Origin of the sequence: Embleya scabrispora DSM 41855 (genome assembly GCF_000372745.1) — a bacterium.
Taxonomy (GTDB): domain Bacteria; phylum Actinomycetota; class Actinomycetes; order Streptomycetales; family Streptomycetaceae; genus Embleya; species Embleya scabrispora.
Genome location: NZ_KB889629.1, coordinates 36,663 through 51,708, shown reverse-complemented (window position 1 = coordinate 51,708; position 15,046 = coordinate 36,663). Strand labels below are relative to the sequence as shown.

Below are 15,046 nucleotides of genomic sequence, written 5' to 3'. Positions count from 1 at the left end.
GCACGCTCGGCCGGGCGGGTCGAGCGGCCCGGCCGCGTTCGAGGCCGACCAGCCGGACCGGCGCATGAGGCCACCTCGGCCACAGACCGGGCGCGTCGGCCCTCGCGCGCTACGTCGCCCCCCGCAACCGATCGTCGACCTCCCGCACGAACGTCTCCCGCGCCCAAGGCGCCAGCGACGCCCGCACCGTGCGCACCCGATCCACCGCCGTCGCGTACCCCTGCACCCCGACCAGGTCGAGCGCCTCCTCCAACAGCCGACACGCGTCCTGCGGCTCCCGAGCCCCGACCGCCGTCGCGGCCAGTTCGGCCAGTGTCATCGCCCGCTGCTTGTGGCTGTCCGCCGGCAACCCGGCGAGCGTGCGCTCCAGGCTGGCCCGCGCCTGGGCCGAGCGCCCGGCGGCCACCTCCGCGGCGCCGCGGAAGCCCTCCAGACGGGCCGCGGAGAACCAGTCCAGCCAGACCGGCGGCCCGTCCGCCGTCCACGAGCCGGGCGTCTCCGGCGGCGCGTACGTTTCGGCGGCGCGATCCAGCAGCGGAAAGGCCGCGTCCGGCGTGCCGAGCCGGACCTCCGCCTCGGCCGCGATCGCGTCCAGCCACGCCCGCAGCGTCGGCCCGGCGTCGCCGCCGGTGGTGCGCTCGCGCGCCGCGGCCAGGGTGTCCCGGGCCTCCCCGCCCCGCCCGGTCCAGGCCGGCGCGAACGCCATGTGCCCGAGCACGGCGGCGGCCAGCGAGCCGTCCCGGCCCCGGTCCGCCGCGTCCAGCGCGAGGTCCTGCCAGCGCCGCACGTGCGGCCCGCGCAGGCTCAGGTCGAAGAAGGCGATCCTCGACGCGAGCAACGCGGTCTCCGCGATCGCGGAATAGTGCGTCCCCTCCGGTCCCTCGGCCAGCAGCCGGGCGCCGTTGCGGGCGTGTTCGGCCACCACCGGAAGCAGTCGCCCGGGTTCCTCGATCCAGTAGCGGGATCGCAGACGGGCGGTGGTGGCGGTGTAGGCGGCGGGATCGGGAAGAGTGGCTGCCGGCCCCGACGAGGCGTATGCGGCGGAACTCCTGACGGTGAGGCCGGCGACGGCGGCGCCGGCCAGAAAGGTACGTCGTTGCACCGCGTCCTCCCATACGCGTCGTGATGACGGACAGTCGTGGTGACGGACATGACTGCGTGGACCCGATCACGCGATACACCGGGCCCGATCGCTCCCGTGCTGGATCTCGATCGTGACCCCGTCCCACCTGCGGCGTCATGCCTCTAGCCCGTTAGGGCGGCAAGAGTCCTCAGCGCGTCCTACAGGAGTCCCACCGCGGGCCTCGTCACACGGTGTGCCGACCTGGTTGCATCTATGCCAGAAGCGAACGCCCCGAATTCGGACGCTTCGGGCTCGTGCAGGACGAAGAGGACGCTTCGAGGACCTCCCGGCCCCCGAGGACGATTCCGTTTCCACGACGAAACGAGAGGACCGCCTCACCGATGGACGCCGACGTGAACCGGACGACGCTGGCAGCACTGCCGCAGGACGCGCTTCGGAACCCGTACGCCCCTCGCCTGGTCGCAGCCGGCGAGACGTTCGACGTGATCGAGGTGGAGGACCGGCTCGGCCGGGAGGCCCTGGCCACGCTGCACGCGCACCGCGTGCCGGTCGGTCCGGTCATCTTCGACCGCCGCTACCGCCGGATCGGGTTCCTCGTACCGCCGAGCACTGTGATGCCGATGCGGCCGCGCGACCGCCGGCTCGGCCCGCGCCACCACGGGCGGGGTGCGTGGATCACCTTCCCGCCGCCGCCGGAGCAGAACGACGGGCCGCTGGTGTGGCTCGTGCCGCCGACGCCCGACAACCGCCTGACGACGTTGCGGCACGTGCGAGCGGCGATCGCCGAGGCCGCCCGCGCGCTGGCCGAGCGCCACCAGCAGGCGATCTGAGATCGCCCCACAGGACGTACCGGTCGGGGACCTGACATCACGAGCGGCTCCCCCAATACCTGCTCGACCCGGCCGGTACCGGTAAGACGCGATGCGCCCCCTCGCCACTGCGCGCGGGGGCGCATCCGCTTGTCCGGACCCGGCCCGCGAGGTTTACCGGCCGCCGAAACCGCCCGCGCAGCTGGTCGCGCGCCGACGATTCGGGGTTTATCGGTGCGGGTCCCGCGCTGTCGTCCCTCTTTCGGGCAAGGGTCTTTCGGATGGCGTCCGGTTGGCGACAATGGCAAGGGCGCGGGATCTTGCGGGCCGGTTTCGGCCGATCCCGCCGCTCCCCCTGTCCTTATTGGTCGTCAGCACGTCTGCACTGTCGGAAGGAATCCGCGCATGCCGTCCGAGTCGCGCAAGCCCCGTATGCGGCCCGCGCCGCTGTTGTTCGAGCCGGCGGTACCCGAGCCGCCCGACGAACGCTTCTTCGACCTGGACGATCTGACCGATCCCCAGGAGGTGCTGGCCCGCTCGACGGACCTGGCCGAGGCGTTTCGCGCGGCGGCCGACCGGGCGGTGGACTACCAGGCGATGGCCGCGGCGCGGATGGCGGATCCGAATCGCTTCGATCACCTGACGACGGCTCAGGTCGCGGCGCGGGCCGGATGGGGCGAGGAGTACACGGCGAAGATGATCGAGCACGGCCGGAAGCTGCTGCTGGAGCGCGGCGAGTAGCCGAGGCCGTCCGGCGGGCACCGGGCCGCGAACGCCGGTCGGGTCCGACTCGGCCGGCGTTCGCGATCGCTCACCCGGACAGTGCGACCCGGTGCCGGGCGAGTTCGGCCAGCACCGCCTGGTTCGCCTCCCAGCCGTCCGGGAAGCTGACCGGCACGCCGAGGTGGACCGGGTCGGCGGTGGGATGCGCGTCGAGCAGGTCGGGGATGCCGGCCCGGGCGACCACCAGACACGCGTGTCGATGCCGCGAGGCGAGCACGCACAGCCGGCCGGTCTCCAGGTGGAACTCGGTCGCGTCGCGCCGACCGGAGAGCGGATGCAGCACCACGGTCACGTCGAACTCGCGACCCTGGAGCCGGTTCGCGGTGTCCACCACGATCTCCGCCGCGCCCAGGTCGCGCAGTGCCGACTCGACCCGGGCCCGCTGCTCGCGGTGGCTGACCCCGATCGCGATCCGGGACGCGTCCAGCGGCACCCCGTCCGGGGTGCGCTCGCCGATCGTGGTCCCGCCCCGCGCGAGCAGCCGCGCGGCCAGCGTGGCGACCGCGTGCACCGCCTCCTCGTCGGCCGCCGCGGTGAACCGCGCGGGCAACTCCAGCAGGCCCCACCCGGACTTCGCCGCGACGTCCACGGCCGCGTCGTACGCGTCGTGTTCGCGTGCCGCGCCGAAGTGCAACAGCCGCTCGCCCGGACCGGTGCCGGAACGAAACGGGGTGAAGGGGTAGAACGCCTCGGACACCAGCGGCGCCGCGCTCGCGGGCAACCGCCAGGACACCGGGAGTCGATGCACCGGCAGGTCCGGATTGTGCCGGCGCAGCACGACCACCGCGCTCTGCGAGGGGTCGTAGCTCAGGCTGTGCCAGCGCGAGGTGTCCACGGTGGCGAACGGGTCGAGTTGGCCGGGGTCGCCCACGAACAGCGCCCGATCGAACAGCCGGGCCACCAGCAGCAGCGCGTCCGAACGCATCTGGTACGCCTCGTCGACGATCGCCCACGGCCAGCGCCGGTCCTGCACGAGTGCCCACTTGGCGGCGGTGGCCACCACCACCGCACACGCGTCCAGCGCCTCCGCCTTCTCCGCGTTCAGCACCGAGGTGCCCACCAGCGCGGGCGGCAGCCGATACCCGGTGGCGGACAACCGACCCACGGTCAGCGCCGGGTGGTCCTGGACCAGTCGGACCAGCAGGTCGTCGACCTGGTTGTTGGTCTGCGCGACGATCATCAGCCGCTCGCCGGCCTGGGCCAGCTCCCCCGCCGCGCGCACCACCAGCGTCGACTTGCCCGCGCCGGGCGGCGAGTCGACCACGACGCCGCGATGCGCGCCGGAGCCGAGATCGGCGAGCACGGCGTCGGTCGCGGCGGCGGCGAGCGCGGCCGGGTCACCCGCGGCACGACCGGTGGGCACGGTCGTCACGACCACTCCTCCAACGCGTCGTCGTCCGGGTCCGAGGCGACCTCGGGTTCGGGCTCCGGCGGCGGGCCGCCGTGGGTCCAGGGGGTGTCCTCGACGGCGGGCCAGTCCGGGCCGCGCCGGAATTCGGCGATCAGCGAGGTCCAGCACAGGACTTCGCCCACTTCGGGCACGCTGCCCGGCTTGGGCGCCTTGCCCCCGCCCATGCCGCCGCGCAGTTCCAGCACGACCCGGCCGGGCTCGGCCTCCAGGACTCGCGCCTTCGCGTCCGGGCGTTCGACGCACGCGAGGTCGGTACCCGGCCCGAACAGCGGTTCGTCGTCGGTGGCGAAGGTCAACATCGGGCGCGGGCGGGCGGTCTTCTTCCCGGGCTCGGCGACCATACGCTCGGCGTCCACCGCGATCAGCCCGCCGCGGAACGCCTCGCCGGCGAGCCGAACGGCGGCCATCAACAGCGGGTCGTCACGCACCTGTTCGGCATCCAGTCGGGCCTGTGCCCGTTCCCGGGTGGCCAGTTGCGCGGCAGCCGAGACCGCACCGGGCACCCGCGGCTGCGGACGCGACTCGGGGTCGGCCAGATCGGCGGCGAAGAAGCTGTACGAGGCCCGATCGGCCTCCCACCGCCCGGCCACCGACCCGCCCGCGGGCAGCGCGCCGAGCAGTTCCACGCCGCGCCACACCCGGTCCCAGGTCGGCATCAACTCGGCGGCCAGTGCGTCGCGGATCGCCTGCTCCGCGTCCCGACCGCGCGGCCCGAGGTCGGTGCGGGCCTCGGCGCCCGCGGCCTCGGCCCGTTCCGCGGCCACCGCCTCGTCGAACGCGGCGATCAGCGGCACCAGGCGCTCGTCGAACGCCGGATCGGTCGCGGGCCCCGCGGTCGGGCCGCCCTCGACCGCGCGGGCCGCCCGATCCCCGCGCTGCCCGGCCGGCGGGTCGATCCAGGCGAGCAGCGCGGCCAGGTCGCCGTCCTCCAGCGCACTCTGTCCGGTCACCCACGCCTGGGTGAGCAGGTCGGTCATCGCCAACAGCACGCTCGATCCGGGCACGCCGGCCCGGTCCGCGAGCCACGTGCTCCACCGGCCGAGCAGCGGCACCTCCTCGGCCACCGCGAACTCGCCGTCGGTGCGCCGGAATCGGGTAGACCGGCCGAGCAGGCGCAGATACTCGACACCGCCCGCCGTGGGCACCAACACCTGCGGCGCGTCCAAGCTGCGCTCGTACGGGTCGTCGCCGCGCCGCTCGATCGTCTCCGTCTCGGCCGCGAACGCGCCCAGGTAGGGCAGCAACAGCCGGCCCAATTCGGCCGCGTGCGCGAATCGCCGGTCGCGGTCGCGCGGTTGCGGCACGGCGAGCAGGTGCGGCCGGTCCCGGTCGGTGCCGACCAACACCGCCAACGGCGCGAACGCCTCGCCCGCGAGCACATAGGGCACCAGTACCAGCGGCCGGGCGGACAGATGCCGGTGGCGCACGGTCGCGGCCGGTTGGGCCGCCCCGGTCGCGGCGGCGCGCAGCCGGCCGAGCGCGGCGATCGCGCTCACCCGACGCCGCCGGACAGCTCGGCCCGCGACGCCGCGGGCGGTCCCACGGGACGTGGCAGCGCGATTCCCGGCGCCTGGGATCCCGGCATCTCGGCGCCCAGCACCTCGGTTCGCAGCGCCTGGGCCCGGCGGAGCAACCTGGCCACGTCCTCCTCGCCGGGCCGGGCGGCGCGTGTGCCGTCGGCCAGGGCCAGCGCGTCGCCGATGTCCTCGATCCCGCCGAGCGCACCGCGCACCGAGGTGCCCAACGTGCCCACGCTGCCGCCGCCCGGACCACAGCCCCGGGCCTCGTCCCGGCAGAACAGCGCGAGTTCGCACGCGGACAGACAGTCCGGCACGTACGCGGCGGGCACCCGCGCGACGGCCTCGCCGGCCAGGTCGCCGTCGACGTCGAAGGTCAGCGTGTCCGGCAGTTCGCCGAGCAGTTCCTCCACCCCCGACAGGCGCTCCAACCGGCGTCGGGTGGTGGCCAGTTCGCGCCGCACGTCGAGCACGACGGCGACCGGGCGGTTGGAGAAGTCCTGGGCGCACACCAGCACGATGTCGGTGGCCACGACGTCCGGGTCCAGGCCCAGTTCGGCGGCCAGCCGGCGCAGCGCGTGCACGTAGACCGCGGCCTGGCGGGTGGCCGAGGCGAGTTTGCCCGGATCGGCGGACCCGTCGATGATCGCGAAGGACTTGATCTCCACCACGTACAGCCGGCCGGCCACTCGGCAGGCCATCGCGTCCGGCTCCAGGTAGGCCCGCCGGCCGGCCACGTCCAGCGGCAGCAGCGGGTGATCCAGGATCGCGCACGCGTCCGGTTCGCCGCGGGCGGCCCGGGCCAGGGCGTCGCGGGTACGGGCCACCCGTTCCTCGCGGCTCGGTCGGCCGGCGCTCTCGTGCTCCACGTCGACCAGCGCGCCGGCGTCCGGGTTCGCGCCCAACGTCTCGGCGAGCAGTCGGCGCAACTCGGTGCCACCGTCCGCCTTGACCCGGGCCTCGAACACGTTGCCGCGCCCGATCGCGAACGGCGAGCGACCGCCGTAGCGGGCCGGGAAGCCGAGTCGGTCGGCGAGCACGGTCTTCTCGATGCCGGCCGCGTCCAGCACGCCCCGGCGGGCGCAGCCCGGATTGGCCGCGAGGGCCGCGACCGTGCGGGCGTTGTGATTGCGGGTGGGCAGTGTGCCGCGCAACTGCTCCAGCCTGCCGGCGATCGCGCCGGTGGTACCCGTCGTGCGCATGTCTCGTGTACGGCTTTCGTCGTCGAACCGTCCGGTCCCGGGTCAGTGTGGACCATGTCACCGACACGGGGAATTCAGCTCTGTTCGTCCGCTCCCGGCAGCGCCACGAATCCGGTCTCGTCGGTGGGCGCGAGTTCGCTGAACGACTCCAGCACTTCGTCGAGTTGGCGGACCGCGACCGAGTTCTTGTAGGGCTCCAACTGCCTGCGGGTGATCCGGACCCGGTCCATCGCCATCGAATACCAGTGCACCCGCAGCATGTCGACGGCCTGGAACAGCCGGCCGCACGCCTCGTCCACCCGGCCCGCCTGGAAGGCCGCCTCGGCCAGGTCGGCGTACATCACCGCGCGCTGCTTGTCGCCGTTGGGCGGCAGGTTCTGCAGTGCGTCGTTGAGCGAGTCCTGGGCCTGGTCCATCCGGCGCGCGGTGAGTTCGGTCTTGCCCCGAAAGCCCCACAACCGGGAGGCGTCGAAGAAGTCCAGCCACGGTGGCGTGGGTGTGTTGTCCGGGTGGCACAGCAGGTCCTCGGCCCGGTCGAGCAGGTGCAGCCCGCGCTCGGGGGTGCCGCGCAGCGACTCGAACTCGGACTGCACCGCGTCGAACCACGCGAGCATCACCATCGGCGCACCGCGCGTAGCCGTCTTGCGGGCGAAGTCGAGGATGTCCTCGGCGGCGGAGGGCGCCGCGTCGAAGGCGGGGATGAACGCGGTGTGGGTGAGCACGGCGGCGGCGAGCAGGGTGTCCCCGGCCTCCTTGGCGGCGCGATAGGCGACCAGGTAGTGGTCCTGCGCGTCGTGCGGGCGGGCGAGGTCGAAGAAGGCCATCCGGCCCGCCAGCATCGCGGTCTCGGCGAGCGACGCGCCCAGGATCCTGCGGGCCCGGGCGGGGCCGGGGGCATTGAGCAGTTGGGTGCCCAGGCGCACGTGGGCGATCACCGACGGGTAGGCGATGGCGGCGGGGGCGACCCAGTACATCTGTCGGTAGGTGCGGGTGAGCATCGCGTACTGGTCCGCGCCGACCACGGTCAGCTGACCGGCCCGCGAGTGCATCGGCACCGCGAGGGGGCCCGGGTCGGGGGTATCCCGGAGCAGTTGGCGCAGCACCGCGGGGGTGGCGATCTCCAGGGTGGCGGCCGGCGGCTCGGCGGCCGGCGCACCGATGGCACGCAGCGGCGGGCGCACCGGCAGGCCGGGCGGGCCGTCGCCTTCCAGCCGTCGGCCGCCGACCACGGTGGGGCCGGTCTCCAGGGGCGTTCGGGGGGGCACGATCGCGGGTCCGGGCGGCGGCACCGGGCCGGGTGGCGCGGCGGATCGCGGAGGCGGCGGGGGGCCCGGCGGGGGTACCGGGCCGGAGCGCGCCGGCGGCGCCTGGCGGCCGGTCGCGGGTGCCGGGTGGGTGGGCACGACCATCGCCCCGCCGACCGGACCACCGACGGGCGGCGGCTGCCGGCGGACCCGGGCCTCGCCGAAGGCCTGCTCCCCGCGATCGGGCGCCCGCCCGATTTCCCGGGCGGGCGCGGGGAACGCCGAGGGAGTCGGCGGTTGCTCGGCGGTGGGATGCGCGTCGGTGAAGTCCTCGCCGTACTCGGCCAGCTCCGCCTGCCAGGGCGGGGTGAACCCGAGGTCGGTCAGCGGCCGCTCGAACAAAGCCTGCAGAACCTGCTGATAATCGGGGGTCGGCCAGGGCGGATCGGCGCTTTCCCAGCGCCGCACCTGCCGCACGCTGACGCCGAGACGAAGTCCGCATTCGAGCGCCTTCTTCTCGAAGGCATCGGCCAATTGTTGCTGGGAAACCCAGCCATGCGAGTGCCGTAGGGCCTTGAGCCGGACATTCCCGGACGAAGGACCGGCCCCCTGCCGCATGGCCATCGGCCCTCCCGGTTACGACGTGCGGTGTGCTGTGCAGGCTGTGATGCCGACGGTACCCGCCGTAAGAGGGGCCGGGGGACCTCTTTGCGGATGTCCGGAAAAGGGCGTCCTCCCCGTGTCCTCGAAGAAGTCCTACGGGGGACCTTGCGCGCCCTCGATACGCTCCGCGCGCGCCCCCGACCGCCGGTCGAGCGTGTCCAAGGGTGTCGATTTTCGATCACCGCCGACCCCTGCTAATGTTTCCCACGCAACGCAAGCGCCGCTAGCTCAGTTGGTTAGAGCAGCTGACTCTTAATCAGCGGGTCCGGGGTTCGAGTCCCTGGCGGCGCACCTCGCAAAGCGGCGATGGGGCCCTCGGTTCACCGAGGGCCCCATCGCCGTTTTGCCATTTCCACGCGTCGGCCCGCGCATCCGGATGTCGGCCTCTCCATGTTTCGGCCCGCTTTTCGGCCGTTGTCACGGGAACACGTGTTCGCATCGGTGAATGGCTCGGTGAATACGCCACCGCATGGACGGGGGTGGACCCCGGGTGTCGTCGTCCATAGCCTGGACGGGTTGGTTGATGATCTTCGATTGCGTTGTGGGACAAGGGGATTCGATGACCACTCTGGGTGCGCCGGACATACTTTCGCCCGAGTTCGCGGCCGATCCGTATCCGCTCTACCGGAACATGCGCGACGAACACCCGTTGTTGTGGCACGAAGGCATGCAAAGTTGGATCATCTCGCGCTACGCGGACCTGGAACGGGCTTTCAAGGAGCCGGTGTTCACCACCGACAACTACGACTGGCAGTTGGAGCCCGTGCACGGGCGGACCATCCTGCAGATGAGCGGGCGCGAACACTCGGTGCGGCGCGCGCTGGTGGCACCGGCCTTTCGCGGCAACACCCTTCAGGAAACGTTCATGCCGGTGATCGAGCGCAATGCCCGGCGGCTCGTGGACACCTTCCGCGAGCGCGGATCGGTGGACCTGGTCCCGGAGTTCGCGCAGCGCTTCCCGGTCGATGTGATCGCGGACATGCTCGGCCTGGACCAGGCCGACCACGAGCGCTTCCGGGGCTGGTACACGTCGGTCATCGCGTTCCTGGGCAACCTGAGCCAGGACCCCGACGTGGCCGCGGCCGGGCTGCGCACGCGCGAGGAGTTCGCCGCGTACCTGCTGCCGCTGATCGCCGAGCGGCGCGCGAACCCGGGGACCGACCTGCTGTCCACGCTGTGCCTGGCCGAGATCGACGGCACCCGGATGAGCGACGAGGACATCAAGGCGTTCTGCAGCCTGCTCCTGGCCGCCGGCGGCGAGACGACCGACAAGGCGATCGCGAGCCTGTTCAAGAACCTGCTCGAACACCCCGAGCAACTCGCCGCGGTACGCGCGGACCGGTCGCTGATCCCGCGGGCCTTCGCGGAGACGCTGCGCTTTTCGCCGCCGGTGCACATGATCATGCGCCAGCCCGCCGAGGACGTCGAACTCAGCGGCGGCGTGGTGCCCGCCGGCAGCACGCTCACGTGCCTGATCGGGGCGGCCAACCGCGACGACCGGCGCTTCGCGCACCCCGACCGGTTCGACATCTTCCGCGAGGACCTGACCGCCAAGACGGCGTTCTCCGCGGCGGCCGACCACCTGTCCTTCGCGCTCGGCCGGCACTTTTGCGTCGGCGCGCTGCTCGCGGTCGCCGAGGTCGAGGTCGGCACCAACCAACTCCTCGACGCGATGCCCGACCTGGCCTTCGCGCCGGGGTTCGCGCCCGCGGAGAAGGGCGTGTTCACCCGCGGTCCGGTCGCGCTGCCGGTGACCTTCACGCCGGTGGCCTGAGTCCGGTTCGGGGCGGGCGCCTCGCCCGCCCCGAACCGGCCCGGGATCAGCCCACGTACGCGGGGGTGAACTCGACCGGGAGGTTCTCCAGGCCGCGCATCCACACCGAGTCGCGCCAGACCAGTTCCCGGGTGGGCACCGAGAGGTTGACGTCCGGCAACCGGTCGAGCAGCACCTCGATCGCGGCGCGCGCGATCACCTCGGCCAACTCCGGGGCCGGGTAGGGGCAGCGGTGCTCGCCGTGGCTGAAGGACATGTGCGCGTTGTTGCCCGCGGCGCCGACGTAGGAGTCCGGGCGCACCTGCGGGTCGGTGTTGGCCGCCGACAGACCGAGCACGAGCAGGTCGCCCGCCTTGATCTTCTGCCCACCGAGCACCGTCGCGCGCACCGCCCAACGGCCGATGAAGTTCTGCGTGGGCGTGTCCTCCCACAACACCTCGTTCAGCGCCTGACCGACGCTGCGCCGGCCGCCGAACAGGGTCAGCGCGAAGCGGTCGTCGGTCAACATCAGCCGCAGCGTGTTGCCGATCCAGTTCGCGGTGGGCTGTTGGGCGGCGGCCATCACCACGAGCATGTCCTGGATCAGTTCCTCCTCGGCCAACCCGGCCGGGTGCGCCAGCAGCCGCGAGGGCACGTCGGCGCCCGGGCGTTCCCGCTTGCGCTCCAGCAGCCGGGCCATCGTGGCCCGTACCCGCAGGTACGCCTCGACCGCGCCGTCGCCGCCGTCCAGCGAGCCGGCCAGGTCCTGCACCAGCGCCGGGGTCTCCTGCTCGGGCAGCCCGAACAGCCCGGCCACCACGAGCGAGGGCAGCCGGTGCGCGTAGTCGGCCATCAACTCGGCCTCGCCGACCCCGGCGAACTCGTCGACCAGGTGGTCCGCGATCCGCTCCGCCTGGGCGCGCAGCTCGAACTGATCCACCGCCGCGAGCGCGTCGCTGATCGCCCCGGAGCGGCGCCGGTGTTCGGGCCCCTCGGTGAACATCACCGACGGCTGGTAGCCGACGAACGGCATCAGCGGCCAGTCCGGCGCGATCTTGTCCCACGCGTGCCAGCGCCGCGAGTCGCGGGCGAACAGCTGGTCGTTCGCGGTCACATGGTGCACCTCGCGGTAACCGAGCACGAACCACGCGGGGATGTCGCCGTCGAGCAGGATCGGCGCCACCGAGCCGTGCTCCTGCCGCAGCTTGCGATACATCCGATGCGGGTCCTGCCACAGACCCGGGCCGGACAACCGCTCGGCCTGCGCGTGCGAGGCATCCAGCGACCCGCCGCCCGCATGCGCCGGGCAACCCTGGGGCGGCGCGGGGGCGTTCGGGTCGTTGAGGTCCGAAGGCGTGGTCACAGGGCGCGCTCCCGGGCGGCAGACAACGTGTAGAGGTGGTTCACCAACGCGATCAACACGGCCTTGCTGGACTCCCGACTGCGCGCGTCGCAGTCGACCATCGGTATCTGTGCGGGCAGCGACAACGCCTCGCGCACCTCGTCCAGCGTGTACTCGGGCGGGCCGAAGTTGTTGCGGGCGAGCACGAACGGCGTGCCGTGGTGCTCCAGCCGGTCGATCGCGTACCAGGAGTCCTCCAGACGCCTGGGATCCACCAGTACGACCGCGCCGAGCGTGCCCGAGAACAGCCGGTCCCACAGGAACCAGAAGCGCTCCTGGCCGGGCGCGCCGAACAGGTAGAGCACCATCTCGTCGTTGAGCGAGATCCGGCCGAAGTCGAAGGCGACCGTGGTCGTGGTCTTGCCGTCCGCGCTGCGCGCGTCGTCGATGCCCACGCCCGCCCGGGTCATCGTCTCCTCGGTGTTGAGCGGACGGATCTCGCTCACCGAGCGCACCATCGTCGTCTTGCCGACGCCGAACCCGCCCACGATGGCGATCTTGAGCCCGTCGCGCGCGGTGCTCGCCAAGGGGGTACGAACGGCCGGCTCGGACGTGGCGAGCTCAGAGGTTGTGGAGTCCAACGAGCACCTGCTTCAGGATCTCGGTATCGGGTAGTTGCGCCCGGCGCGGGGAGGTGCGCGGGTGCCGCGCGGTGATCCGCCCCGTGTCGAGCAGGTCGCACAGCAGGATCTTCACCACGCCCACGGGCAGGCCCAGTTCGGCGGCGATCTCCACGACGGCGGTGGGGCGATCGCACATCCGCAGGATCCGGACGTGCTCGGACTGCATGCCCGGGCTCGGTTCGCACTCGCTGACGATCAGCGTGACCAGGTCGAACGCGTCCTCGTTGGCGCGTGTCCGGCCGTTGGTGACCGTGTACAGCCGGTCCGGGTCCCCGCTGTCGACTGGCCGCCGGATCATGCCGATCGGCCGCCTTCGTCGAACTCCCGGGCCGGCGTGCTCAGGTACTCGCCGATCTGTTCGACCAGTTCGTTCATGTTGTGGCCGACCACGCCGGCGTCCGCGTCGTCGTCCGCGATCACCGCGAGGTGGGCGCCCTCGCCCGCCTCGACGATGAACAGGATGCCGCCGTGGAACTCGGTCATCGACTGCCGGACGCCGCCGCTGCCGTCGCCGAACTCGATCGAGGCGCCGTGCGACAGGCTCTGGATGCCGGACGCTATGGCCGCGAGTTGGTCCGCCTGATCCACCGTCAGTTCGGCGGTACGGCACAACTTGAGGCCGTCCTTGGACAACACCAGCGAGTGCCGGGTGCCCGGGGTGCGCTCGATCAGGTTCTCCAGCAGCCAGTCGAGGTCACGCTCGGGCTGCCGCTGGGTGCCGATCCGCTGTGCGTCGGTGCCGTGTGCTGTTGCGCTCATAGGGCTTCCGAGGTGGACATCCGGTTCGGATGGCCGACCCCCGCCTCCGTTCTCTCGTTGCGTACGACCCGGCGATGGGGTGATCAGGAATTGTCGTCGGGGGACGCCGTCACGTCCCGACCCGGCCGTTCGCCCTGGACCGCCTGGCGGAACGCGCCGAAGCGGGCGCCGGGGGCGGGACGTGGCTTGGCCGCTCGCGGGGCGGCGTCGGAGCGCGACTCGCCCCGCTCCGCCGCCTTGGCCGCGGCGGCCAGGGTCTGCCCGGGACGGCGCTTGGCCAGCCCGGAGAGCCTGGGTGCGGGCGCCGACTCGGACACGGCGGGGGTCGGCTCGACCACCGATTCGAAGACCGAGGGCGCCGCGGCCGCCGGTGCCGGCTCGACCGGCTTCGCCTCGACGGGGCGCGCCTGGGCCGCACGTGCGTCGGGTACGGCCCGCTTGCGCGGCTCGGGGCGAACCTCGCCGACCAGTTGCCTCGGGATCATCATCACGACGCCGGTGCCACCGCGCGAGGAGGGGCGGAAGGACACGGTCAACCCGTGCTTGCGGGCCAGACAACCGACCACGGCCAGACCCAATCGGGTCCCGGACAGCGTGGTCAGGTCCAACGACTGAGCCGCGACCGCCTGTTCCGCCCGACGCAGGGCGAACTCGCCCATCACCAGGCCGCCGTCCTCGACGGTGACCACGACGCCCGCGGGCACGTCCTCGACGTAGACGTGCACCTGCTCGGAGGGCGGCGAGAACTTGGTCGCGTTGTCCATCAGTTCGGCGAGCGCGTGCATGACGCCCTCGGCCGCGTAGCCGGCCACCGCCGCCTCGCTGGTCGAGTGCACCCGCACCCGCTGGTACGCGCTGATCCGACCGACCGCACCGCGCAGGATGCTCTCCATCACGATCGGCTTGGTCCACCGGCGGCCCGAACGCGCGCCGGTGAGCACCGCGATGCTGTCCGCGAGCCGACCCGCCTGAGCGGTGCTGTGGTCCAACCGCAGGAGGTCGCCGAACACCTCCTCGCCGTGTCGGCCCTCCATCTCGCGCAGGTCCGCCAGCATGCTGGTGGACAGGGCCTGCACCCGGCCTGCGGCGTTCGCACACGCGGACATCGCCGCGGCGCGCATGCGCTCGCCCTGACCGACCTCGCGGGCGACGGTGGCCAGCGTGCGCTGCAATGCCTCGTGCCGCGGAGCGGGTACGCCGGCGAGCGCGGTGTCCACCGACGCGCCGCCGCGCAGCAGCGCCACCAGCGCGGGCAGCGTCTCGTCGGCGAGTTGGGCGGCCTCGGCCTCGTACGCGGACATCCGGTCCCGGTTGTCGTCGTTCCAGCGGGCCGCGTCGTTGTCCATGTCGGCGATCCGGGCGCGCAGCAGGTCCGCGGTGCCGATCGCGTACACGGTGGCCGCGACCGCGATGGCCAGTGCGAGCGCGACCGCCACGCCGCCCACCGCGACCGCCGTGCGGTGGTTCGAGCCGACGGCGGTCACCGCCCACACGACCGCGCCTGCGGTGATGATCGACACGGCCGCGAAGGCGAGCAGTGTCCGCCCCATGGGCGGTCGTTCGGACCGGGCGCGAGGGGGCATGTGTGCAGCTGACATCAAGCGGATCCTCGTTGCCGGGGGCTGGTCGGGCGTGAGCCTACCGGGCCCGATCCGGACGTGCCCAACACCGACCTTCCGGACGCAGGCGTAGCCTGACGTGTGGTCAACCGACCTGATATGTCCGCGACTTACCCATCTCTGCACAAGCCGGATCGGGTCGCCGAAACCGCCTCCGGCAGCCGACTCCGGTCGCGC

At 72.8% G+C, this 15,046-nt stretch carries 12 protein-coding genes, 1 tRNA gene and 1 pseudogene; 4 read left to right on the top strand and 10 right to left on the bottom strand.

The annotated features are described in order from the left end of the window. Window positions 1-109 precede the first annotated feature (109 nt). A pseudogene (locus A3IC_RS72510) lies at window positions 110-1,120 on the bottom strand (NsdA family TPR-like regulatory protein); the annotation flags it as partial. Between the two features lie 344 nt (window positions 1,121-1,464). Here A3IC_RS72510 and A3IC_RS54265 point away from each other — a divergent pair. After that, window positions 1,465-1,914, top strand: coding sequence for a hypothetical protein (locus tag A3IC_RS54265; protein ID WP_020550615.1), 450 nt, complete (start codon window positions 1,465-1,467; stop codon window positions 1,912-1,914). Between the two features lie 384 nt (window positions 1,915-2,298). Continuing rightward, entirely contained in the window at window positions 2,299-2,634 is a 336-nt protein-coding gene (locus A3IC_RS0113665; RefSeq protein ID WP_026218229.1) for a hypothetical protein, read from the top strand. Between the two features lie 70 nt (window positions 2,635-2,704). On the opposite strand, the gene A3IC_RS0113660 is transcribed toward A3IC_RS0113665, so the two are convergent. The 4 genes from A3IC_RS0113660 to A3IC_RS62240 form a co-directional block, all read right to left on the bottom strand. Next, window positions 2,705-4,054: an AAA family ATPase gene (locus A3IC_RS0113660; protein WP_020550613.1), complete on the bottom strand. Its 1,350-nt coding sequence runs from the start codon at window positions 4,052-4,054 to the stop codon at window positions 2,705-2,707. After that, window positions 4,045-5,583, bottom strand: coding sequence for a serine/threonine-protein kinase (locus A3IC_RS0113655; RefSeq protein ID WP_020550612.1), 1,539 nt, complete (start codon window positions 5,581-5,583; stop codon window positions 4,045-4,047). Before A3IC_RS0113655 ends, A3IC_RS0113660 begins: the two co-directional genes overlap by 10 nt. Then, entirely contained in the window at window positions 5,580-6,806 is a 1,227-nt protein-coding gene (locus tag A3IC_RS0113650) for a hypothetical protein (RefSeq protein WP_020550611.1), read from the bottom strand. Before A3IC_RS0113650 ends, A3IC_RS0113655 begins: the two co-directional genes overlap by 4 nt. A gap of 74 nt (window positions 6,807-6,880) precedes the next feature. After that, entirely contained in the window at window positions 6,881-8,674 is a 1,794-nt protein-coding gene (locus tag A3IC_RS62240; RefSeq protein ID WP_158695947.1) for a helix-turn-helix domain-containing protein, read from the bottom strand. Between the two features lie 256 nt (window positions 8,675-8,930). On the opposite strand from A3IC_RS62240, the gene A3IC_RS0113640 reads away from it, so the two are divergent. Beyond that, a tRNA-Lys gene (locus A3IC_RS0113640) sits at window positions 8,931-9,004 on the top strand. A gap of 268 nt (window positions 9,005-9,272) precedes the next feature. After that, a complete protein-coding gene (locus tag A3IC_RS0113635; protein WP_020550609.1) occupies window positions 9,273-10,487 on the top strand; it encodes a cytochrome P450 in 1,215 nt (404 codons plus the stop codon). 46 nt (window positions 10,488-10,533) lie between these two features. Here A3IC_RS0113635 and A3IC_RS0113630 read toward each other — a convergent pair whose 3' ends face one another. The 5 genes from A3IC_RS0113630 to A3IC_RS0113610 all read right to left on the bottom strand — a co-directional run bounded on the left by A3IC_RS0113630 (window position 10,534) and on the right by A3IC_RS0113610 (window position 14,800). Further along, window positions 10,534-11,829 (bottom strand): cytochrome P450, encoded by a 1,296-nt coding sequence (locus tag A3IC_RS0113630; RefSeq protein ID WP_020550608.1) that lies wholly within the window; start codon window positions 11,827-11,829, stop codon window positions 10,534-10,536. Continuing rightward, window positions 11,826-12,449: a GTP-binding protein gene (locus A3IC_RS0113625; RefSeq protein ID WP_026218227.1), complete on the bottom strand. Its 624-nt coding sequence runs from the start codon at window positions 12,447-12,449 to the stop codon at window positions 11,826-11,828. The genes A3IC_RS0113630 and A3IC_RS0113625 overlap by 4 nt, the downstream gene beginning before the upstream one ends. Beyond that, window positions 12,430-12,789 carry a DUF742 domain-containing protein gene (locus A3IC_RS0113620; RefSeq protein ID WP_020550606.1) on the bottom strand — a complete coding sequence of 120 codons (360 nt, stop codon included), beginning with the start codon at window positions 12,787-12,789 and terminating at the stop codon, window positions 12,430-12,432. The genes A3IC_RS0113625 and A3IC_RS0113620 overlap by 20 nt, the downstream gene beginning before the upstream one ends. Then, entirely contained in the window at window positions 12,786-13,250 is a 465-nt protein-coding gene (locus A3IC_RS0113615) for a roadblock/LC7 domain-containing protein (RefSeq protein ID WP_020550605.1), read from the bottom strand. The genes A3IC_RS0113620 and A3IC_RS0113615 overlap by 4 nt, the downstream gene beginning before the upstream one ends. Window positions 13,251-13,333: 83 nt before the next feature. Continuing rightward, window positions 13,334-14,800, bottom strand: coding sequence for a sensor histidine kinase (locus A3IC_RS0113610; protein ID WP_020550604.1), 1,467 nt, complete (start codon window positions 14,798-14,800; stop codon window positions 13,334-13,336). Between the last annotated feature and the right edge of the window lie 246 nt (window positions 14,801-15,046).